22 protein-coding genes and 1 pseudogene are annotated in these 19,429 nt (G+C 70.4%); 12 read left to right on the forward strand and 11 right to left on the reverse strand.

Annotated features, from left to right (window positions below; all coding sequences use genetic code 11):
- Window positions 1-98: 98 nt before the first annotated feature.
- Window positions 99-351, forward strand: a pseudogene (locus NW895_RS39670) (protein phosphatase); the annotation flags it as partial.
- A gap of 97 nt (window positions 352-448) precedes the next feature.
- Window positions 449-1,582, forward strand: a complete 1,134-nt coding sequence (locus NW895_RS39675; protein WP_289942008.1) for an abortive phage infection protein — start codon at window positions 449-451, stop codon at window positions 1,580-1,582.
- On the opposite strand, the gene NW895_RS39680 is transcribed toward NW895_RS39675, so the two are convergent.
- The 3 genes from NW895_RS39680 to NW895_RS39690 all read right to left on the reverse strand — a co-directional run bounded on the left by NW895_RS39680 (window position 1,570) and on the right by NW895_RS39690 (window position 4,664).
- Complete coding sequence (locus tag NW895_RS39680; RefSeq protein WP_289942009.1) at window positions 1,570-3,057, reverse strand: alpha/beta hydrolase; 1,488 nt, start codon at window positions 3,055-3,057, stop codon at window positions 1,570-1,572. The two genes, NW895_RS39675 and NW895_RS39680, sit on opposite strands and share 13 nt — an antisense overlap.
- 125 nt (window positions 3,058-3,182) lie before the next feature.
- Window positions 3,183-4,358 (reverse strand): hypothetical protein, encoded by a 1,176-nt coding sequence (locus NW895_RS39685; RefSeq protein WP_289942010.1) that lies wholly within the window; start codon window positions 4,356-4,358, stop codon window positions 3,183-3,185.
- A 132-nt stretch (window positions 4,359-4,490) separates the two neighbouring features.
- Window positions 4,491-4,664 (reverse strand): hypothetical protein, encoded by a 174-nt coding sequence (locus tag NW895_RS39690; protein ID WP_289942011.1) that lies wholly within the window; start codon window positions 4,662-4,664, stop codon window positions 4,491-4,493.
- An 87-nt stretch (window positions 4,665-4,751) separates the two neighbouring features.
- Here NW895_RS39690 and NW895_RS39695 point away from each other — a divergent pair, with 87 nt between their 5' ends.
- Together NW895_RS39695 and NW895_RS39700 are read left to right on the forward strand one after the other, a co-directional pair.
- Complete coding sequence (locus tag NW895_RS39695) at window positions 4,752-4,943, forward strand: hypothetical protein (protein WP_289942012.1); 192 nt, start codon at window positions 4,752-4,754, stop codon at window positions 4,941-4,943.
- Window positions 4,940-5,155, forward strand: coding sequence for a hypothetical protein (locus tag NW895_RS39700; protein WP_289942013.1), 216 nt, complete (start codon window positions 4,940-4,942; stop codon window positions 5,153-5,155). Before NW895_RS39695 ends, NW895_RS39700 begins: the two co-directional genes overlap by 4 nt.
- Window positions 5,156-5,170: 15 nt before the next feature.
- Here NW895_RS39700 and NW895_RS39705 read toward each other — a convergent pair whose 3' ends face one another.
- Window positions 5,171-5,533, reverse strand: a complete 363-nt coding sequence (locus NW895_RS39705; protein WP_289942015.1) for a DUF1304 domain-containing protein — start codon at window positions 5,531-5,533, stop codon at window positions 5,171-5,173.
- A 76-nt stretch (window positions 5,534-5,609) separates the two neighbouring features.
- Between NW895_RS39705 and recO the strand changes: the two genes are divergently transcribed.
- The 3 genes from recO (at window position 5,610) to NW895_RS39720 (ending at window position 8,187) form a co-directional block, all read left to right on the forward strand.
- A complete protein-coding gene (gene recO / locus NW895_RS39710) occupies window positions 5,610-6,356 on the forward strand; it encodes a DNA repair protein RecO (protein ID WP_289942017.1) in 747 nt (248 codons plus the stop codon).
- A 50-nt stretch (window positions 6,357-6,406) separates the two neighbouring features.
- Complete coding sequence (locus tag NW895_RS39715) at window positions 6,407-7,258, forward strand: isoprenyl transferase (RefSeq protein ID WP_289942018.1); 852 nt, start codon at window positions 6,407-6,409, stop codon at window positions 7,256-7,258.
- Between the two features lie 92 nt (window positions 7,259-7,350).
- Window positions 7,351-8,187 (forward strand): glycosyltransferase, encoded by an 837-nt coding sequence (locus tag NW895_RS39720; protein WP_289942019.1) that lies wholly within the window; start codon window positions 7,351-7,353, stop codon window positions 8,185-8,187.
- A gap of 69 nt (window positions 8,188-8,256) precedes the next feature.
- Here NW895_RS39720 and NW895_RS39725 read toward each other — a convergent pair whose 3' ends face one another.
- The 4 genes from NW895_RS39725 to NW895_RS39740 form a co-directional block, all read right to left on the reverse strand.
- Entirely contained in the window at window positions 8,257-8,667 is a 411-nt protein-coding gene (locus NW895_RS39725; RefSeq protein ID WP_289942020.1) for a transcriptional repressor, read from the reverse strand.
- A gap of 62 nt (window positions 8,668-8,729) precedes the next feature.
- On the reverse strand, window positions 8,730-9,632 hold the full coding sequence (locus tag NW895_RS39730; protein ID WP_289942022.1) for a metal ABC transporter permease: 903 nt from the start codon (window positions 9,630-9,632) through the stop codon (window positions 8,730-8,732).
- The gene (locus NW895_RS39735; protein WP_289942023.1) at window positions 9,632-10,399 is read right to left on the reverse strand and encodes a metal ABC transporter ATP-binding protein; all 768 of its coding nucleotides are present in this window, start codon (window positions 10,397-10,399) and stop codon (window positions 9,632-9,634) included. Before NW895_RS39735 ends, NW895_RS39730 begins: the two co-directional genes overlap by 1 nt.
- A 19-nt stretch (window positions 10,400-10,418) precedes the next feature.
- The gene (locus NW895_RS39740) at window positions 10,419-11,378 is read right to left on the reverse strand and encodes a metal ABC transporter substrate-binding protein (RefSeq protein ID WP_289942024.1); all 960 of its coding nucleotides are present in this window, start codon (window positions 11,376-11,378) and stop codon (window positions 10,419-10,421) included.
- Between the two features lie 160 nt (window positions 11,379-11,538).
- On the opposite strand from NW895_RS39740, the gene NW895_RS39745 reads away from it, so the two are divergent.
- Window positions 11,539-12,921 (forward strand): glycine--tRNA ligase, encoded by a 1,383-nt coding sequence (locus NW895_RS39745; protein WP_289942026.1) that lies wholly within the window; start codon window positions 11,539-11,541, stop codon window positions 12,919-12,921.
- Between the two features lie 115 nt (window positions 12,922-13,036).
- On the opposite strand, the gene NW895_RS39750 is transcribed toward NW895_RS39745, so the two are convergent.
- Window positions 13,037-14,143, reverse strand: coding sequence for an endonuclease/exonuclease/phosphatase family protein (locus NW895_RS39750; protein WP_289942027.1), 1,107 nt, complete (start codon window positions 14,141-14,143; stop codon window positions 13,037-13,039).
- Window positions 14,144-14,368: 225 nt separating this feature from the next.
- Between NW895_RS39750 and NW895_RS39755 the strand changes: the two genes are divergently transcribed.
- Both NW895_RS39755 and NW895_RS39760 read left to right on the forward strand, forming a co-directional pair.
- On the forward strand, window positions 14,369-15,385 hold the full coding sequence (locus NW895_RS39755; protein ID WP_289942028.1) for an aldo/keto reductase: 1,017 nt from the start codon (window positions 14,369-14,371) through the stop codon (window positions 15,383-15,385).
- 26 nt (window positions 15,386-15,411) lie between these two features.
- Window positions 15,412-15,999, forward strand: a complete 588-nt coding sequence (locus tag NW895_RS39760) for a TetR family transcriptional regulator (protein ID WP_289942029.1) — start codon at window positions 15,412-15,414, stop codon at window positions 15,997-15,999.
- 37 nt (window positions 16,000-16,036) lie between these two features.
- On the opposite strand, the gene NW895_RS39765 is transcribed toward NW895_RS39760, so the two are convergent.
- The gene (locus tag NW895_RS39765) at window positions 16,037-16,252 is read right to left on the reverse strand and encodes a hypothetical protein (RefSeq protein WP_289942030.1); all 216 of its coding nucleotides are present in this window, start codon (window positions 16,250-16,252) and stop codon (window positions 16,037-16,039) included.
- A 57-nt stretch (window positions 16,253-16,309) separates the two neighbouring features.
- Window positions 16,310-17,737 carry an MFS transporter gene (locus NW895_RS39770; RefSeq protein ID WP_289942031.1) on the reverse strand — a complete coding sequence of 476 codons (1,428 nt, stop codon included), beginning with the start codon at window positions 17,735-17,737 and terminating at the stop codon, window positions 16,310-16,312.
- Between the two features lie 102 nt (window positions 17,738-17,839).
- On the opposite strand from NW895_RS39770, the gene NW895_RS39775 reads away from it, so the two are divergent.
- Both NW895_RS39775 and NW895_RS39780 read left to right on the forward strand, forming a co-directional pair.
- Complete coding sequence (locus NW895_RS39775) at window positions 17,840-18,748, forward strand: helix-turn-helix transcriptional regulator (RefSeq protein WP_289942032.1); 909 nt, start codon at window positions 17,840-17,842, stop codon at window positions 18,746-18,748.
- A 97-nt stretch (window positions 18,749-18,845) separates the two neighbouring features.
- Window positions 18,846-19,268 (forward strand): hypothetical protein, encoded by a 423-nt coding sequence (locus NW895_RS39780; RefSeq protein ID WP_289942033.1) that lies wholly within the window; start codon window positions 18,846-18,848, stop codon window positions 19,266-19,268.
- The last annotated feature ends 161 nt before the right edge of the window (window positions 19,269-19,429 follow it).

Genomic DNA, 19,429 nt, shown 5'->3' on the forward strand with positions numbered 1-19,429 from the left:
ACATCGGGACCGGTTTCTCACGCCCGACGCGGCCGAAAAGTCCGGGATCCGAGCAGCGCACCCGGGGAGAATGGCCGGCGTCCACCTGCTCGGCGGGCAACTTCCGCCTCCCTGCGGACCGGGCGGACGCGCGTGCCGCGCTGAGGGAGGCCTGGGAGCGGGCGGGGACGGAACGCGTCGAGGTCGCGTGCGGTGGCGGGCGCGGGCGGACGGGGACGGCCCTGGCCTGCCTGGCGGTGCTGGACGGCGTACCGGCCGAGGAGGCGGTGGCGTACGTGCGCCGGGCCTACGACCGGCACGCCGGAGACGCCGTGGCAGCGCAGGTATGTACGCCGGTTCGGCGCCGCGTGAGGGCGGCGCCGAAGGTCGCCGGACCGCCGACCTTGGTCGCGGTGCCGTAGACCGACGGGCGATACGCGGGGGGTGCCGGGCTCGGCACAGTGAGCGCATGGAGAACACGAAGGGAATCAACCGGGCGCAGTTCCTGGCCGGGGCGGCCGCGGTCGGGCTCGCGGGGGCGGTGCTTCCCGCGGGCCGGGCAGAGGCCGGCGGCCGGGCGGGTCTGACCCGACGGGGCGTCGTCTACACCGTCGGCGCGGGGGAGACGCCGGGGACCGCGTGGAGCGCCGACCGGATGCGCGCCGACATCCGCGCCATCAGCGACGACCTGCACGCCGACGCCGTCGAGATCACCGGCGACGGTGTCGAGCGCCTCACGGCCACCGCCGCCGAGGCGGCCGAGCGGGGACTGCACATCTGGCTGCAACCGAAGATCGGGGACATCCCGCAAGGCGACATCCTGGAGCAGGTGGCGGAGACGGGCCGGTTCGCGGAGCGGTTACGCCGGCAGGGTGCGAGCGTCGAGTTCGGCGTCGGCTGCGAGTTCCAGCTGTTCGTGCCGGGGATCGTGCCGGGGGAGACGGTCCTGGAGCGGGTCGAGAACCTGCTGAACGGCACGGTCGACCGGGAGCGGATGCAGCGCGGACTCGACCGGTTCACGGCACGGGCGGCGAAGGTCGGCCGGTCGGTCTTCCGGGGCCGCCTGGGCTACGCGGCCGGCTCCGACGACAAGGTCGACTGGGACCTCTTCGACATCGTCGGCCTCAACTACTACTCGTACTTCCCGCGCCACGAAGACTACGTACGGGACGTGAGCAAGTACCTGATCCGGGGCAAGCCGCTCGCCATCACCGAGTTCGGCAGCTGCACGTATGCCGGCGCCCCGCAGGACGGCGGCATGGGCTGGTACTCCGTCGACCACGGCAAGACCCCGCCGGAGATCAAGGGCGACCTGGTGCGCAGCGAGCGCACCCAGGCCGCCTACCTGATGGACCTGCTGGACGTCTTCGAGTCGATGGGCCTGTACGCCGCGATGGCGTACGAGTTCGTCAGCCCGGACTCACCGCACCGCCCCGACAACCCGCGCCACGACCTCGACATGGCGAGCTACAGCATCACCAAGTCCGTCAAGGACCGCCCCGACGACCCGGCCTCCGACTGGCACTGGGAGCCGAAGGAGGCCTTCCACGCCCTGGCTCGGCGGTACGGCAGGGCGTGCCGGGCGTCCGGTCAGCGGCAGTAGAGGTCCTTGGCGGGCCGCTCACCTGTCGCCAGGAACCGGGAGACCGTGTGGTCGCCGCAAGCGTTGCCGTTGGCGAGGTAGGCGTTGTGGCCGGTGGAGTTCACGGTCACCATGACGGCACGCCGGCCGAGGGCCTCGCGGAGCTTGAGGGCGCCGCTGAGCGGGGTGGCCACATCACGCTCGTTCTGCACGAGCAGGACGTTGGACGGCCCTCGGTCGGTGATCTTCACCGGCGCCTCCTTCTGCGGGTACGGCCAGGCGGCGCAGAGCATCGCGTTGCGGGGCATGCCCGCGGTGAGCGGGTACTTCGCACGGCTCTCGGCGACGTCCTTCTCGTACGCGGCGGCCGACCTGGGCCAGACGCTGTCCCCGCAGATGGTGGCGGCGCCGACCGCGGTGACGTTCTGCAGCACGGCCTCCGGCGGGCTCTGGGGCGCGGGCGGCACGGTGCCCTTCTCGGCGGCCAGCATCAGCTTGGCCAGCGTGGGGTAGCGGTCGGGGTCGTACAGGGCGGTGAGCATGGCCTGACGCAGCTCGGTGCCGTTCAGCTCCGCCGGCTCGGCGCCGGGCCAGGGGAGGGGCTCGCGGTCGAGACGGGCCGCGAGCCGCAGGAACAGCGGCCGCACCTCGGCCGCCGTACGGGCCACCCGGTCCGGGTTGCCGGGTGCGGACGCCCACCTGGCGAACTCGGGGAAGTTGTCCTCGACCCCGGCCTCGAACGCGGCGAGCCAGGCCCGCTGCACCCGGACGGGGTCGGGATTGTCGTTGCTGTCCAGCACGACGCGGTCGGTGCGGTGCGGGAACAACTGGCTGTAGACGGCGCCCACATAGGTGCCGTACGAGACGCCCCAGGCGGACAGCTTGCGCTCGCCGAGCGCGGCTCGGATGCGGTCGATGTCGCGGGCGTTGGTGGCGGTGCTGATGTGCTGCATCAACTCGCCGCCATGGCGGGCGCAGGCGTCCGAGATGCGCCGCGCGGTGGCCATGTTCCCCTCGATGGATCCGTCCGGAGCGGGCCAGGGCCGCAGCTTGGAGGCGGCGAGATCGGCCGGCTCCAGACCGCAGCTGACGGGGGTCGAGGGGGCGTTCCCCCGCGGGGCGAACCCGATGAGGTCGTAGGTGTCCCGGACGCTTTGCGGCAGCTTCTGCGCCTTCCCCGAGGGGTTGGCGAGGCTGGAGCCACCGGGGCCGCCGGGGATGAGGAACAGTGCGCCGCGGCGGGCGGCCGGGTTCTCGGCGGGGATACGGGAGATGGCGATGCCGATCTCGGGACCGTCGGGGTCGGCGTAGTCCATGGGGACCTGGACGGTGGCGCACTGCTGGCGGGGGTCGAGGCCGGTGCCGTCGCACGCGGACCACTCAAGGGGCGGGGCGGCGGCCGGGCCGGGGACCGCGGAGGCGGCGAGCGGTGTGGTGACGGCGAGGAGGAGGGCGGAGGTGGCGATGAGGGAGGCGTGACGCGTGGTCTGCTTCATGCGAACGAGCCTCGCGAATCGTCACCGCCGACCACATCCGGGCAACGCCCTTGTTTCTGCGGGGGTTTACCCCAGGGCTCACTACGGGGCAGGGGGCACCTGAGTTCCCGGTGTCCGGCGGTCGTTCAGGCCGTCAAAGAGCCCTCGCACTGCTGCGGAACGTTCGTGTACTGCTGAGGACTCAGGTCGCTGAGCGCCTTGTTGCAGGACTTCCATTGCGCCGTCGGTGGCTTGTCGTTCTCCCGGAACGTCGTGACCACGACTCTCAGCTGGACCAGGACCGTCGTGGCCGTGTTCCGGGCGCCCGCCGTCGTCTTCGTGTTGACGATGATCTTCGTCACGATCTGGATCGGCGCCGTGAGGTTCGAGAGCTGGGTCTTCTTCTTCTGCGAAGTGCCCGCGCTCCGGATGGTCTTCAGCGTGGCGGTCCCCTCCCGCACACAACCCCTGATTGCCGTCTTCGTCTTCGGCGGAAGTTTGGGCTGTGTCAACGCCTGCACGGAGACCTTCACGTCGACCGAGACCTTGACCAGCGCCTGCCGCACCTTGGCCGACACCTTCACGTCCACGATCACCTGGATCGAGGCCGTCAGCTCGTTGACGCAGTTGGAGATCGCTTTCTTGTCCGGCGCGGAAGTCGCCGGGTTCTTGAGCGCGTCCACAGCGACGAACACCGACACACTGACGTCGACGGCCGCTTGCTTGACCTCCGGCGGTTTGTTCTGGGCCTCGTCCAACAAGGTGGACACCTGAGCGAGATCGCTCTTCACCGCGGCGGGCGTATCCGGATCCCGGCTGAGTTCCTCCGCCTCGTCTTTCGCCTCGGCGGGTGTGGTGGGCTGCGGCGTCTTTCCGGGCTCGGTGGGTGTCTCCTCGGTTTCGGTGGGTGTTTCCTCGGTGGGTGTTTCTTCGGTGGGCGTCTCCTCGGTGGGAGACTCCTCGGTCGGTGTTTCTTCGGTGGGCGTCTCCTCGGTCGGTGTTTCTTCGGTCGGTGTCTCCTCGGTGGGAGACTCCTCGGTCGGTGTCTCCTCGGTCGGTGTCTCCTGGGTCGGTGTTTCCGGGGCGGGGGACTCTTCGGTGGGTGTCTCCTGGGTCGGTGTTTCCGGGGCGGGAGACTCCTCGGTCGGTGTCTCCGGCTCGGGCGGCGTGGGAGTGGGCTGGGCTGGTGCCGCCGTCCTGGCTTGTGCGGTGCCTTGGAGGGCCGCCACCGTACTGGCCGCACCTACCGGCAGCGCGAGCGCCGCGGCCAGGCAGGACGCGCAGGCTTGACGGGAGAAATGCCGACGGGTGTTTCTGGGCATGCTGGTTCCAGGTGCGCTGTGCGATGTCCTGATGTGCCCTTGCGGACCGGAGGCCTGAGGACCACGACGGTCATGGTCGGCGAGATCCATGACCCGATGGCGCAGGCGATACACGAACCACTCTTCGCCCGCTCACTTCCTTCCGCAAGTCGGGCGCGGGGAAGTTCCCGATTCAATGGACGCCTTGGAACCGTCGGTTTGTAGTGCCGGGTCAATCCGCGGTTCCACACCCAACTGAGGTTTCCCCATGGTCTGTTCGAATTTCTCGATTTCCTCGATGTTGCCACCGGAGACAACATCGGCCATGGTCAACCCCCCTGTACAGCCCTGCACTTGTAGGGCGCAGACTCCTGTTGAGTGTAGGGGTGAAAAGGTGCTCTTGAGGTGGGAAGCGTGAAAGCCGAAAAGGAGGGGGAGCACGGTGAAGGCACAGCACTCCCGGTGCTCTGCGTCGAAGAAGCGGAGGAAACGGTGGAAGAATTGCGGACGGCGTTCACGAACGCGGGAATTATCGTGCCGTCACCCGGGCCCGACCCGGTAAGTCTTGCGCAGACGGCCCCGCGGCTCGTGGCGGTGCTCCGGTGAAGCCCCCGGTCGGCTCGTACGTCGTCGACACCCGGACCGGACGGCTCGGCATCGTCATGGGGCACGAAGGGCCCTACGTGCAGTTGAGGCCGTACGGGGGCGGGAGGGAGTGGGACGCCGAGCCGGAAGCCATTCGTTGCGCCACCCCGGCCGAGCGACTCAGCGCGGCCACCGCCTACGCCAACGCACGCAGCCGCGGTGAAGTCCCTTGACCTCTGCCGGACCCCTCAGTGGGCCAGCAGGACCAGGGCCAGGCCTACGGCCGCCGGGAGGGTCTGGACGAAGACGATCCGGCGGCCGGCGGTCGCGGCACCGTACAGGCCGGCCACGGCCACGCACACCAGGAAGAAGACCTTCGCCTGGAACCCCACGGGATCCGAGGCCACGGCCCCCCACACCAGACCGGCGGCGAGGAAACCGTTGTAGAGGCCCTGGTTGGCGGCCAGCGTCCTCGTCTCCTCGGCGAAGGCCTGCGTGGTGCCGAAGGCGGCGCGGGTGCGCGGCCGGGTCCACAGGAACATCTCCAGGACCAGGATGTACACGTGGAGCGCCGCGATGGCCAGAACCACGGCGGTGGCAAGGATCGACATGGGGGCATGATCGCAGCCCGGACCCGGTACCGGGCACCCGGCCCCGGGCACCCTGTGCGTGCGCGAGAATGGCTCCATGAGTCTGTTCCGCGACGACGGCATCGTGCTGCGCACCCAGAAGCTGGGTGAGGCGGACCGGATCATCACGCTGCTCACGCGCGGGCACGGCCGGGTGCGGGCCGTGGCCCGGGGCGTGCGGCGGACCAAGTCGAAGTTCGGGGCCCGGCTCGAACCCTTCTCCCACGTCGACGTGCAGTTCTTCGCGAAGGGCAGCGAGCTGGTCGGCCGCGGGCTGCCGCTGTGCACGCAGAGCGAGACCATCGCTCCGTACGGCGGCGGGATCGTCAGCGACTACGCGCGGTACACCGCCGGTACCGCCATGCTGGAGACGGCGGAGCGGTTCACCGATCACGAGGGGGAGCCGGCCGTGCAGCAGTATCTGCTGCTCGTCGGCGCACTGCGCACCCTCGCCCGCGGTGAGCACGCCCCGCACCTCGTCCTCGACGCCTTCCTGCTGCGCTCCCTCGCCGTCAACGGCTACGCCCCGAGCTTCGGCGACTGCGCGAAGTGCGGCATGCCCGGGCCGAACCGGTTCTTCTCGGTGGCGTCCGGTGGCTCCGTCTGCGTCGACTGCCGGGTCCCCGGCAGCGTCGTACCCTCGCCGGAGACCCTCGAACTGCTCGGCGCGCTGCTTACGGGAGACTGGGAGACGGCGGACGCGTGCGAGGCGCGATACGTCCGGGAGGGCAGCGGGCTGGTGTCCGCGTACCTGCACTGGCATCTGGAGCGCGGGCTGCGTTCCCTCCGGTACGTAGAGAAGTAGAACCGAGAAGCAGAACCACACAACAGATCCACGCAAGGAGCGAGAGACACATGGCCGTACGCGGGATCCTGGGGCGTCAGCGCCGGGAGTACAGGACGCCGCAGCCGCACCCGTCCGGCGCGCGGCCGCCGAAGCTCCCCGGGGAACTGGTCCCGGGCCATGTGGCGATCGTCATGGACGGCAACGGGCGCTGGGCCAAGGAGCGCGGGCTGCCGCGCACCGAGGGACACAAGGTCGGCGCCGAGCGTGTGCTGGACGTGCTGCAGGGCGCGATCGAGATCGGCGTCGGGAGCATCTCCCTGTACGCCTTCTCCACCGAGAACTGGAAGCGGTCACCGGACGAGGTGCGCTTCCTGATGAACTTCAACCGGGACTTCATCCGCAAGACCAGGGACCAGCTGGACGAGCTGGGCGTGCGGGTGCGCTGGGTGGGCCGTATGCCCAAGCTGTGGAAGTCGGTGGCCAAGGAGCTCCAGATCGCCCAGGAACAGACCAAGGGCAACGACCGGCTCACGCTGTACTTCTGCATGAACTACGGCGGCCGTGCGGAGATCGCCGACGCCGCGCAGGCACTGGCCAAGGACATCAGGGCCGGCCGGCTCGACCCGTCCAAGGTCAGCGAGAAGACCTTCGCCAAGTACCTGTACTACCCGGACATGCCGGACGTGGACCTGTTCCTGCGGCCGAGCGGCGAGCAGCGGACCTCCAACTACCTGCTCTGGCAGAGCGCCTACGCCGAGATGGTCTTCCAGGACGTGCTGTGGCCGGACTTCGACCGTCGTGACCTGTGGCGGGCGTGCCTCGAATACGCCTCGCGGGACCGCCGCTTCGGCGGCGCGATCCCGAACGAGGAACTCCTGGCCATGGAAGGGCGAGCCCCGGACCAGCAGGCCACCTCGTAGCAACCCCCTTGCGGAATAGGGCGTGCGCGTGTGCGATTTAAGATCGTGAACGACTGATCGCTCTCGCACTGGGGTTCCGCTTGTTCGCTTTTGTGATTCCGGCACACAACGAAGAGGCCACGGTGGCCACGATCGTCGGTCAGGCCCTCGACGCCGCGCAGCCCGGCGACCGGGTACTGGTCGTGGACAGCGGGTCGACCGACGACACGGCCCGACGGGCACGCGAGGCCGGTGCGGAGGTGCTGAGCGGCCCGGTCGGCAAGGGCGCGGCCATGCAACTGGCCGTGTCGGCGGTGGACAGCGAGTGGACGTGCTTCCTCGACGCCGACCTCGTCACGTCGGAACGGAACGTCGCCGCGCTGCTCCGTGAGGCCGCGGCCGGCGGCACGGCGGACCACGTGGTCGGTGACTACGAGTACGACCATCCGGGCACCATCCTGGCGTCCACGTTCACCATCTACGAGCCGCTCACCGCCCGGTTCTTCCCGGAGGTCGGCTTCCACGGCGCCAACGCCCTCACGGGCTACCGCGCCGTCCGTACCCGTCTTCTGCGCGCCGCCCCGCTGCCGCCGGACTTCGGGGTCGAGACCTTCCTCAACATCTCCGTGGCCCTCGCCGGCGGGCAGGTGAAGGTGTGTCACCTCGGTGTGATCGGCAGCCGCTACCGCTTCCACGGGGGCTCGATGGCGACGGAGATAGGCACCAGGATCCTGGACATGGCCGAGGCCCACGGGCGCCTGGACCCGGCCGACCGGCCGGAGTGGGACCAGTGGCTCAGGGCGGGGGTGGACGCCATCGCGCCGAACACGGCGGACCAGGGCCGCTCGGCCGTCCTGGCCCGGCTGTTCAGCACCGTCCGCAGGCCGATGCCGGTGAGCGGGCCGTCGGCGCCGGTTCACGTCACGAGCCGGTCGGGAGCCCGAGGGTGAGGCGGCGGTCGCGGCGGTGACGACCGACGACCAGAGCCGGGGACCGCGGCGGCGGCCCCGGTGCCGGGCTCAGTTCGCGGCGCAGTCCGCGCACGTGCCGAAGATCTCCACGGTGTGCGCCACGTTGACGAAGCCGTGCTCCGCCGCGATCGCGTCCGCCCACGTCTCCACGGCCGGGCCCTCGACCTCGACCGCCTTGCCGCAGCCGCGGCAGACCAGATGGTGGTGGTGTTCGCCGGTGGAGCAGCGGCGGTAGACGGACTCGCCGTCGGCGGTGCGCAGGACGTCGACCTCGCCCGCGTCGGCGAGGGACTGCAGGGTGCGGTAGACCGTGGTGAGCCCGACCGAGTCGCCCTTGTGCTTGAGCATGTCGTGCAGTTCCTGCGCGCTGCGGAACTCGTCGACCTCGTCCAGGGCAGCCGCCACGGCGGCACGCTGCCGGGTGGCGCGGCCCTTCACGGGCGGTCCAGCGGTCGTCACCGGTTGCCTCCTCACGTGTCTGCGCCTTGCCGGGCCATTGTGCCAGCCCGGTCTGTCAGCGGTCAGACGCCGACCTCGCCGTCGGCCCCCCTGGTGGCTGGAATCGTGCACTCGGCGGGGTCCCCGGAGGGCTGCGCGGCGGCCAGTGCCCGCGCGCGTCGGCGGGCCAGCGGGGCGGCCAGCGCGGTCATCAGGATGAAGGCGCCGATGGTCAGCAGCACGATCGTCGCGCCGGGCGGCACGTCCTGGTAGTACGAGGTGACGGTGCCGCTGATGGTCACGGTCACGCCGATCGCCACTGCGATGGCGAACGTGGCCGCGAAGCTGCGGCTGAGCTGCTGGGCTGCGGCCACGGGGACCACCATCAGGGCGCTGACCAGCAGCAGACCCACCACCCGCATCGCGACCGTCACCGTCACCGCCGCCGTGATCGCCGTCAGCAGGTTCAGGGCGCGCACCGGCAGGCCCGTCACCCGCGCGAACTCCTCGTCCTGGCTGACCGCGAACAACTGCCGGCGCAGACCGAGGGTGACCAGCACCACGAAGGCCGCGAGGACACAGATCGCCGTCACGTCCGAGTCCGAGACCGTCGACAAGGACCCGAACAGGTAGGAGGTCAGGTTCGCGTTCGAGCCCGTCGGCGCGAGGTTGATGAACATCACGCCGCCGGCCATGCCGCCGTAGAAGAGCATCGCGAGGGCGATGTCGCCGCGCGTCCTGCCGTACCAGCGGATCAGCTCCATCAGCACCGCGCCGAGGACGGAGACGGCCGTGGCCATCCACACCGGGGACGTGGACAGCAGGAAGCCGAGGCCGACGCCGGTCATGGCCACATGGCCGATGCCGTCGCCCATGAGCGCCTGGCGGCGCTGGACCAGATAGATGCCCACCGCCGGGGCCGTGATGCCCACCAGGACGGCGGCGAGCAGCGCCCGCTGCATGAAGGCGTAGTCGAGGAGTTCCATCAGCTCAGCAGTCCCGTGCGGATCGGTTCGGCGCCCGCCGGTGCGTGCGGGTGTACGTGGTCGTGGCCGGGCAGGGCGTGCTGGCCGACCGCCTTCGGGGGCGGGCCGTCGTGCAGGACGCAGCCGTCGCGCAGGACGACCGCCCGGTCGATCAGGGGCTCCAGCGGGCCCAGTTCGTGCAGGACGAGCAGGACCGTCGTGCCCTGGGACACCTGGACCTTGAGCGTCTGCGCGAGCACCTCCTGGCTGGCCAGGTCGACCCCCGCCATCGGCTCGTCCATGATCAGCAGGTCGGGTTCGGCGGCGAGCGCGCGGGCGATCAGGACACGCTGGTGCTGGCCGCCGGAGAGGGCGTCGACGGAGTCCTTCGCCCGGTCCGCCATGCCGACCAGCTCCAGCGCCCGCCGTACGGCCGCCCTGTCGGCCTTGCCGAAGACGCCGAAGCGGGCCCGGGACAGGCGGCCCGAGGAGACGATCTCCGTCACCGTGGCGGGCACGCCGCCCGCGGCCGTGGTCCGCTGCGGTACGTAGCCCACGCGCGCCCAGTCGCGGAACCGGCGTCGCGGGGTGCCGAACAACTCGACCTCGCCGGCGCTGACCGGCACCTGGCCGATCATGCTGCGCACGGCCGTGGACTTGCCGGAGCCGTTCGCGCCGAGCAGCGCGACGACCTCACCGCGGTGCACGGTGAGGTCGATGCCGCGCAGGACGGGGCGCGAGCCCAGCTCGGCGCGGACGCCGCGCAGCGATATGACGGACTCGGTCATGCCGCCCTCCGATGGTTGATCACTTGGCTCCCAAGGCCGTCTGCAGTGCCTTGAGGTTGGACTCCATGACCTGGAAGTAGTCGTCGCCTCGGGACTTCTTGGTGATGCCCTCGATCGGGTCGAGGACGTCGGTCTTCAGGTGCGAGTCCTGGGCGATGGTCTTCGCGGTCTTGTCGCTGACGAGCGTCTCGTAGAAGACGGTGGTGACGCCGTCGGCCTTCGCCATCTTCTCAAGGTCCTTCACGCGGGAGGCGCTGGGCTCGGACTCGGGGTCCAGGCCGTTGATGGCCTCCTCGGTGAGGCCGTAGCGCTCGGCGAGGTAGCCGAAGGCGGCGTGCGTGGTGATGAAGACCTTGGTCTTCGTGTTCGCCAGGCCCTGCTTGTACTGGGTGTTGAGCCGGTCGAGCTTCTCGACCAGGGCCGCGGTGTTCTTCTTGTAGTCGGCCGCGTGGTCCGGGTCGGCCTTCTCGAAGGCCTTGCCGACGCCCTCGGCGACCTGGGCGTACCGCACCGGGTCGAGCCAGATGTGGGGGTCCTTGCCGCCCTCCTCCTCGCCGTGCTCGTGGTCGTGCTCGGCCGCGTGGCCGCCCACCTCGTTGCCGTGCTCCTCCAGGGAGGTCAGGGTGGCGGCGTCGATCTTCGTCTTCACCCCGGACTGGGCGACGGCCTTGTCGACGGCGGGCTGGAGGTTCTTCAGGTAGAGGACCGCGTCGGACTTTTCGAGCTGCACGGTCTGCCGGGCGCTGATCTCCAGGTCGTGCGGCTCCTGGCCCGGCCCGGTGAGGCTGGTGACGTGTACATGGTCCCCGCCGATCTGCTGAGCGAGGAAGGCCATCGGGTAGAACGACGCGACGACGTCGAACTTGTCCGTGTTGCCCGCCGCCGCGCTGTCGCTGGAGCAGGCGGAGAGGGTGCCGAGGCCGAGAGCGGTGGCCGCGGTCACCGCGGCTGCGGGTATGAGGCGCCGTCGTACGTTCATGACAGTCATTTTCAACAAATATGGAAACCGTTGTCAACAAACCACCTGAGCGGTCCCTGAGGGACACCGATTTGGTCGCGGGGCCGTCCCCGCCGGTAACCTGAAGCATTCGCTGGAAGCATCTCGCTTCGTCGCCCGTCGTCGTAATGAAGAGAGCACCGTGGCCGCCGACAAGATCGACACCATCGTCAGCCTGAGCAAGCGCCGTGGCTTCGTATTCCCCTGTAGTGAGATCTACGGCGGTCAGCGCGCCGCCTGGGACTACGGACCGCTGGGTGTCGAGCTCAAGGAGAACCTGAAGCGCCAGTGGTGGCGCTACATGGTGACGTCGCGCGAGGACGTCGTCGGTATCGACTCGTCCGTGATCCTGGCCCCCGAGGTCTGGGTCGCCTCCGGCCACGTCGCCACCTTCACGGACCCGCTCACCGAGTGCACCTCCTGCCACAAGCGGTTCCGCGCCGACCACCTGGAGGAGGCGTACGAGGAGAAGAAGGGCCGCGCCCCGGAGAACGGTCTGGCGGACATCAACTGCCCGTTCTGCGGCACCAAGGGGCAGTTCACCGAGCCCAAGCAGTTCTCGGGTCTGCTCTCCACCCACCTCGGCCCGACGCAGGACTCCGGCTCCGTCGCCTACCTGCGGCCCGAGACCGCGCAGGGCATCTTCACCAACTTCGCCGCCGTGCAGACCACCTCGCGCCGCAAGCCGCCGTTCGGCATCGCCCAGATGGGCAAGTCGTTCCGCAACGAGATCACGCCGGGCAACTTCATCTTCCGCACCCGTGAGTTCGAGCAGATGGAGATGGAGTTCTTCGTCAAGCCGGGCGAGGACGAGAAGTGGCACGAGTACTGGATGGAGCAGCGCTGGAACTGGTACACCGGCCTGGGTCTCCGTGAGGAGAACATGCGCTGGTACGAGCACCCCAAGGAGAAGCTCTCCCACTACTCCAAGCGCACCGCCGACATCGAGTACCGCTTCAACTTCGGCGGCAGCGAGTGGGGCGAGCTGGAGGGTGTCGCCAACCGCACCGACTACGACCTCGGCGCCCACTCCAAGGCCTCCGGCCAGGACCTCTCCTACTACGACCAGGAGGCCCAGGAGCGCTGGACGCCGTACGTCATCGAGCCCGCGGCCGGTGTCGGCCGGGCGATGCTCGCCTTCCTGCTCGACGCCTACGTCGAGGACGAGGCGCCGAACGCCAAGGGCAAGATGGAGAAGCGGACGGTGCTCCGGCTCGACCACCGTCTGGCGCCGGTCAAGGTCGCGGTTCTGCCCCTGTCGAGGAACCCCGAGCTGTCCCCGAAGGCCAAGGGCCTCGCCCAGGCCCTGCGCCAGCACTGGAACATCGAGTTCGACGACGCCGGCGCGATCGGGCGCCGTTACCGGCGCCAGGACGAGATCGGTACGCCGTACTGTGTGACGGTCGACTTCGACACACTTGAGGACAACGCCGTCACGGTGCGTGAGCGGGACTCGATGAAGCAGGAGCGGGTGTCTCTCGACCAGATCGAGGGGTACCTGGCCGGGCGGCTCATCGGCTGCTAGGCGGTTGTGGCGGGTCAGCGTCCGCCTGGCTCGCGTTGTTGGCCGGCCGCGGGTTTCACCGTGGCCGGCCGCGCAGTTCCCCGCGCCCCTGGAGGGCGTCGGGGAACTCGCGTTTTCACAGGTCGAGGTCGGCGTACAGCGCCGCGTGGTCGGAGGCCTGGGTCGCCTTCGACGTCACCGTCGGGAACGACTTGAAGGTCCTGGGGGCCCAGATGCCCCGCCGCTCCACCTCCACGTGTTCGACCCGGTCCCACAGCTTGGGCGAGAACATGAGGTAGTCGAGCTTGTCGTCGTCTCCCGTGCCGGGGCCGTGCGTGCCGGGGTCTCCGGTGTACGTCGGGTGGGTCATCGCGTCCTTCAGGCCCGCGTCCAGCAGCGTCCTGACCGGTGGGCTGGCCATGAAGTCGTTGAGGTCACCGGCGACCACGACCCGTTCGGACCGCCGGAGAGCGGCCTCGTAGATCTCCCGTACCCGCTGCGCCTGACGGGCGCGCAGTCCACCGCCGCCGCCCCGTTTGCTCTTGAAGTGGTTGCCCAGGATCCACAGGGGCGTGCCGTTGACCGCTATCTCGAACTCGGGGCAGTCCCGGCTGAACAGCCGCCGGCCACCCTGCCCGGGGTCGAACATGTGCGACCGCACCGAGGTGATCGGGTGGCGGCTGAGGATCCCCACGTCGATGCCGCGGGGGTCGTTGCCGTCGATCAGCAGGTTGAAGGCGTACGGCTGATGCCCCAGCGTCTCGCCGAGGACGTTGTCGTTGAAGCGCTCCAGGGTGAGGCGGTCCTCGGCCTCGACCATGAGCAGGATGTCGGCGTTGACCTCGGCGACCACGCGTGCGGTGTTCTGCACGGCCGTCCAGCTGAGGTCACCGCGGACCAGCTCGGCCCAGCCGGGCCAGTCGCCGCGGCCGTCCGCCACGATCGTGATGGCGGGATCGGCCGGCGGGCCGCTCACCGTGAAGAGCTTGGCTCCCGTCCCCTTGAGTTCGTTGATGAAGAACGGGCGGGGGCTGTCCTTCTCGCCGTTGTGGACCTGGTGCTCCTTGATGATCGCGGCGATCCGCTGCTTGTCCGCCGGCTCGTAGGTGTCCTTCTCCAGGAGGGAGACCAGCTCGTTGAAGTCGCTGAGGATCTTGTCGCGCCTGGCGTCGTCCTCCAGGGAGAAGACCTTGGGCCGGCGGAAGAGGTTCTCCGCGTTGAAGGTGCCGATACGGATGGACATGGCGTGCCTCCCTCGGCGGCGCAGAGGACCGCACGGCCGGCGGCAGGCGCCGCCGGGGAGACTGCTCACCGGCACCTTCCATTCTCGGAGCGGGAGTGAAGCCTGTCGAACGGAGTGGCGGTTGTTGGCGATGGGGCAAAGGGGGGCGGAGAGCCTGGCAGGGGGACTGACACATGGCAGCTGACAGATATTGAAATCTGTCAGCTGTCATGTCAGAGTGGGGGCATGACGATGCGAACACGCTCTCTCGGAAGCACCGGCCCCCAGGTCTCCGCCATCGGTCTCGGCTGCATGGGCATGTCCGCGCTGTACGGCGAGGCGGACCGGGGTGAGTCGATCGCCACGATCCACGCCGCGCTGGAGGCGGGCGTGACGCTGCTCGACACCGGCGACTTCTACGGCATGGGCCACAACGAGATGCTGATCGGCGAGGCCCTGCGCTCAGCGCCCGCCGCCCGGCGTGAACAGGCGCTGCTCAGCGTGAAGTTCGGCGCGCTGCGGGGCCCGGACGGCGTCTGGGCCGGGTACGACGGCCGCCCGGCCGCCGTGAAGAACTTCGCCGCGTACTCGCTCCAGCGCCTCGGCGTCGACCACATCGACGTCTACCGGCTCGCCCGACTCGACCCCACCGTCCCGATCGAGGAGACGGTCGGCGCGATCGCGGAACTCGTGGAGCAGGGGTACGTACGGCACATCGGCCTCAGCGAGGTCGGCGCGGACACCATCCGGCGGGCCGCGGCCACCGCGCCCATCGCCGACCTGCAGATCGAGTACTCCCTCATCTCACGCGGCATCGAGGACGAGATCCTGCCGACCGTCCGCGAACTGGGCATCGGCATCACGGCGTACGGGGTTCTCTCCCGGGGGCTGATCTCCGGCCACTTCACCGCGGACCGGCAGCTCGCGCCGAACGACTTCCGCGCGCACTCGCCGCGCTTCCAGAGCGAGAACCTCCAGCACAACCTGAACCTCGTCGAGGCCCTGCGGAAGATCGCCGAGCAGAAGGGCGTCAGCGTCGCGCAGATCGCGATCGCCTGGGTGCTGTCCCAGGGCCCGCGGCACACCACGGACATCGTGCCGCTGGTCGGCGCCCGGCGGCGGGACCGGCTCCACGAGGCGCTGGGCGCGCTGGACGTGACGCTGGACGAGGCCGACCTCGCCGCCGTCGAGGAGGCCGTGCCCGCCGGTGCCGCCGCCGGTGAGCGCTACGCGGCGGCGCAGCTGGCGCACGTCGAGCGCTGATGCCCGCTCCGGGTACCGTCTAGCCCATGGCACCGACCGTCGAGACCCTGACCGCCGAGCGCATCCTCGAAGCCACCGAAGAGGTGCTGCGCCGCCACGGCCCGGCCAAGGCCACCGTGGTGGACGTGGCCCGGGCGCTCGGAGTCAGCCACGGCAGCGTCTACCGGCACTTCCGTACGAAGGCCGCGCTGCGGGAGGCGGTCACCAAGCGGTGGCTGGACCGCACGTCCGAGGCCCTGTCCGGGATCGTCGCCGAGAACCGCGACCCGGAGGCCCGGCTGCGGGACTGGCTCACCACCCTCTTCGACGCCAAGCGCCGCAAGGCGGGCGACGACCCCGAGCTGTTCGCCACCTACATGGTCCTGACCGACGAGAACGTCACGGCGGTCGGCGAACACGTCACCGACCTGACCGCCCAGCTGACCCGGATCGTGCGGGCGGGCATGGACGCCGGCGACTTCACCCCCGCCGACCCGGCCACCACGGCCCGCGCGGTCTTCCAGGCCACGGGGCGCTTCCACGACCCCCGTTACGCACGGGAGTGGGAACAGCCGGGAATCGAGGGCGAGTTCGCGGCTGTGGTGGACTTGGTGGTGCGGGGGCTGCGGGCCTGAAGCGCCGGCTCCTGGCTCAGCAGTGGAGTGCAGTCGCTCATGCCGCCCTCGGGTCCACCGTCGCCTGGTGGGCCTCGGCGAGGTGTTCCGCAGCCTTCAGCAAGGGCTGGAACGGTGCGCCCCGGCGCCAGCCGCACGTGTCGCACCTGATCCTGCGCTGTAAACCCGAGCGCAGGACGCGCACCACGTGCTCCCTGCCGTGCTGGTCCCAGCGGCTGACCGTGCCGCCACCCAGGGCGTACCGACGCACCATGAAACCCACCCCTGTTGATGCCGGTCTCCTGCACACTCCTTGCCGCACCCTAAGGGGTCAGCCGACCGTCCGCGGCAGTCGCAGGCTCAGCAGGCCGGTCAGGGCGATGCCCGCCAGCTGGACCAGCAGTGTCGTCACCAGGGCGTCCCGCATGCCCATGGCCGGGATCAAGGACAGGAACAGGGAGCCGAGCAGGGCCACGCCCAGCGCCAGGGCCGCCTGCTGGGTCGTGGTCATGACGCCACTGCCGACGCCCGCGCGGGCGGACGGCACCTCGGACAGCACGATGCGGAAGACCACGGGAAGCTGAAGCGCCTGGCCGGCCCCGGCGACCGCCGCGCCCGGGAGCAGCTCGACGAAGCCGAGGTGCGGCCAGGAACGCCAGGCGGCCAGCGCCATCGACGCCACGCCCACGGCCTGGAGCACCGCGCCCGCCGGCACCACCCGCGTGCCGTACCGGGTGACCAGCCGCGGACCCGCGAGGGAGAAGACGAAGAACACCACCGCCATGGGCAGCAACGCCAGACCCGCGGCGACCGGGCCCAGGCCCGCGCCCTGCTGCAGCGCCACCGCGATCACGAACATGAAGCCGCTGAAGCCGATGGAGAAGGGCAGGATCATCACCAGTCCGCGCCGGAACGAGGTGAGCGCGAACAGGCTCGGCGGGACGAGCGGCGTACGGCCCTGACGGTCCGCACGGCGTTCCACCACGTAGAACACCGCCGCCGTGAGCGGGAACGCCGCCAGCGACAGCCAGGTCCACAGCGGCCAGCCCGCCGCCCGGCCCTCGGTGAGCGGGGCCAGCAGCGTCAGCAGGGAGACGGCCAGCAGCACCGTGCCCGGCACGTCCACCGGCTCCGGGCGCTGCGAGCGGGTCTCCGGGACCGTGCGGACGGCGAGGAACAGGCCGGCGAGCACCACCGGCACGTTCACCAGGAACACCGAGCGCCAGCCGGTGCCGAAGAGGTCAGCCGTCACCAGGACCCCGCCGAGGATCTGGCCGACCACCATGGACAGGCCGGCCGTCGCCCCGTACAGGCTCATCGCCTTCGCACGCCGGGGCCCGGACGTGGTCGCCTGGATGGTGGCCAGCACCTGCGGCAGCATCGCCGCCGCCGAGGCGCCCTGCGCCACCCGCGCCGCCACCAGCGACCAGGCGCCGGGCGCCAGCCCGCACGCGAGCGAGGTCAGCCCGAAGGCCGCCATGCCGGCGAGGAAGAGCCGCCGCCGGCCGAACAGATCGCCGAGCCGGCCACCGAGGACGAGCAGGACGGCGTACGACACCCCGTACCCGGCGACGACGAGTTCGAGGACCGCCTCGCTCGCGGACAGGTCCGCGCCGATGGCCGGCAGGGCGACGTTGACGATGAAGAAGTCGATGAGAGGGAGTGCCGCGGCCAGCAGCACCGTGAACAGTCCGGGGCCGCTCAGCGCCGGTGATGCGGCCGGTGAGCGGAGAGTGCGGGGGACGATGGTTTCGGTCACGGTCATCAGCCTGCTGCGGCGCTCAGGCTGGTACCAGAGTCTTCTTATCCTGGTACAACCGCTACCTGGCAACAGGGTCCGGGCGGCGGCAGGCTGGAAGGCATGACCACCATGGCCCAGGAGACCGCGGTACCCGAGCCCGGCACGCCCCGCGAGTCCGCCTCGGCGATCCGGCGCCACGAACTCGCCGGCTTCCTGCGCAGCCGCCGGGAGCGCATCACCCCCGAGCAGGTCGGCCTGCCCCGGGGCCCCAGACGCCGCACGCCGGGCCTGCGGCGCGAGGAGGTCGCCCAGCTCTCCGCCGTCGGCGTCACCTGGTACACGTGGCTGGAGCAGGGCCGGGACATCCAGGTCTCCGTCCAGGTCCTCGACTCACTCGCCCGCGCCCTGCTGCTCGACCCCAGCGAGCGAGCCCACCTCTTCCAGCTGTCCGGCGCCGTCGACCCCACGCCGGCGACCGTCTGCCCGTCGGTCACCCCGGCGATGCGGGCCGTGCTGGAGCAGCTGGAGCCCTATCCGGCCTGCCTGCAGAACAGCCGGTACGACATCCTCGCCTACAACCGCACGTACGCACTGCTGCTGTGCGACCTGGACGCGGTGCCGCCCGAGGACCGCAACTGCATCCTCCTCACCTACACGCACGCGCAGTGGCGCTCCTCGATCGTGCACCTGGAGAAGACCCAGCGGCTCATGGCCGCGCGGCTCCGCGCCATGATGGCCGGGCATCTCGGCGAGCCCGCCTGGAAGATGCTGCTCAAGCGGCTGCGCACCGAGTCCCCCGAGTTCCGCGAGATCTGGGACCGGCACGAGGTCGAGGCCCACCGCGGCAAGCGCAAGGAGTTCCTCAACCAGCACGTCGGCCGGCTCCTCGTCGACCACACCGACCTGTGGATCAGCCCGGAGACGGGGCCGCGGATGGTGACGTACGTGCCGTCCGACGAGGAGACCCGCAGACGGCTGGAGCGGCTGCACGCGATCGCGCTGGAGCGGGGGAGCGCGGCCGGCCTCTGAGCCGTCGTTCCCGATCGGGAACATCGTCGGGATGACCCTCCGAAGTGCGGGAACACGGATGTTCCGGAAACCGACGTTCCCACATGCGAGGACAGTCATGGCTGAGCAGAAGCCGGCACAGGAGCGCCTCCCGCAGCCGTTGCGCACCGCCGCCGCGACACTGCAGAAGGTGCCGGGCGCCCAGATGGTGGGCAGGGCCGCCGAAGGGACGCTCGACAGGATCGGAGCCATGTCCCCGCGCGGGCGGCGCATGGCCGTGTACACCGGGGCCGGGGTGCTCGGCGTCACCGGTGTCGTGGAGTGGCCCGTCGCCCTCACCGGGGCGGCCGTGGCATGGCTGACGCAGTCGCGGCCCAAGGAGACCGCGGAAGCCGAGGCGGTGACGGGCGCCGCGGAGAGCCCGGCCGGCAGGGTCTCCGACCGCGACGGCACGTCCGCCGCGGAGCAGCCGAAGGCACCCTCCGACACCTCCGACAAGAGCACGACCGCGTCGGCGTCGCGTACGCGAAAGGCAGGCTGAGAACTAGCGATGGGCGGATTTCTGACGCGTTCCCCGGGTGCCGTGGCCGGGCTCGTCCTGGCCGGGCCACGGCTGCTCGCGCGCGGCACCGCGCCCGCGGTGGGCGTGGCCGCCGGGGCGGCGGCGGGGACGGCGCGGGCCGGCGTGCGCAGCGCGGACTT

Source organism: Streptomyces sp. S.PNR 29, from assembly GCF_030386795.1.
GTDB lineage: Bacteria > Actinomycetota > Actinomycetes > Streptomycetales > Streptomycetaceae > Streptomyces.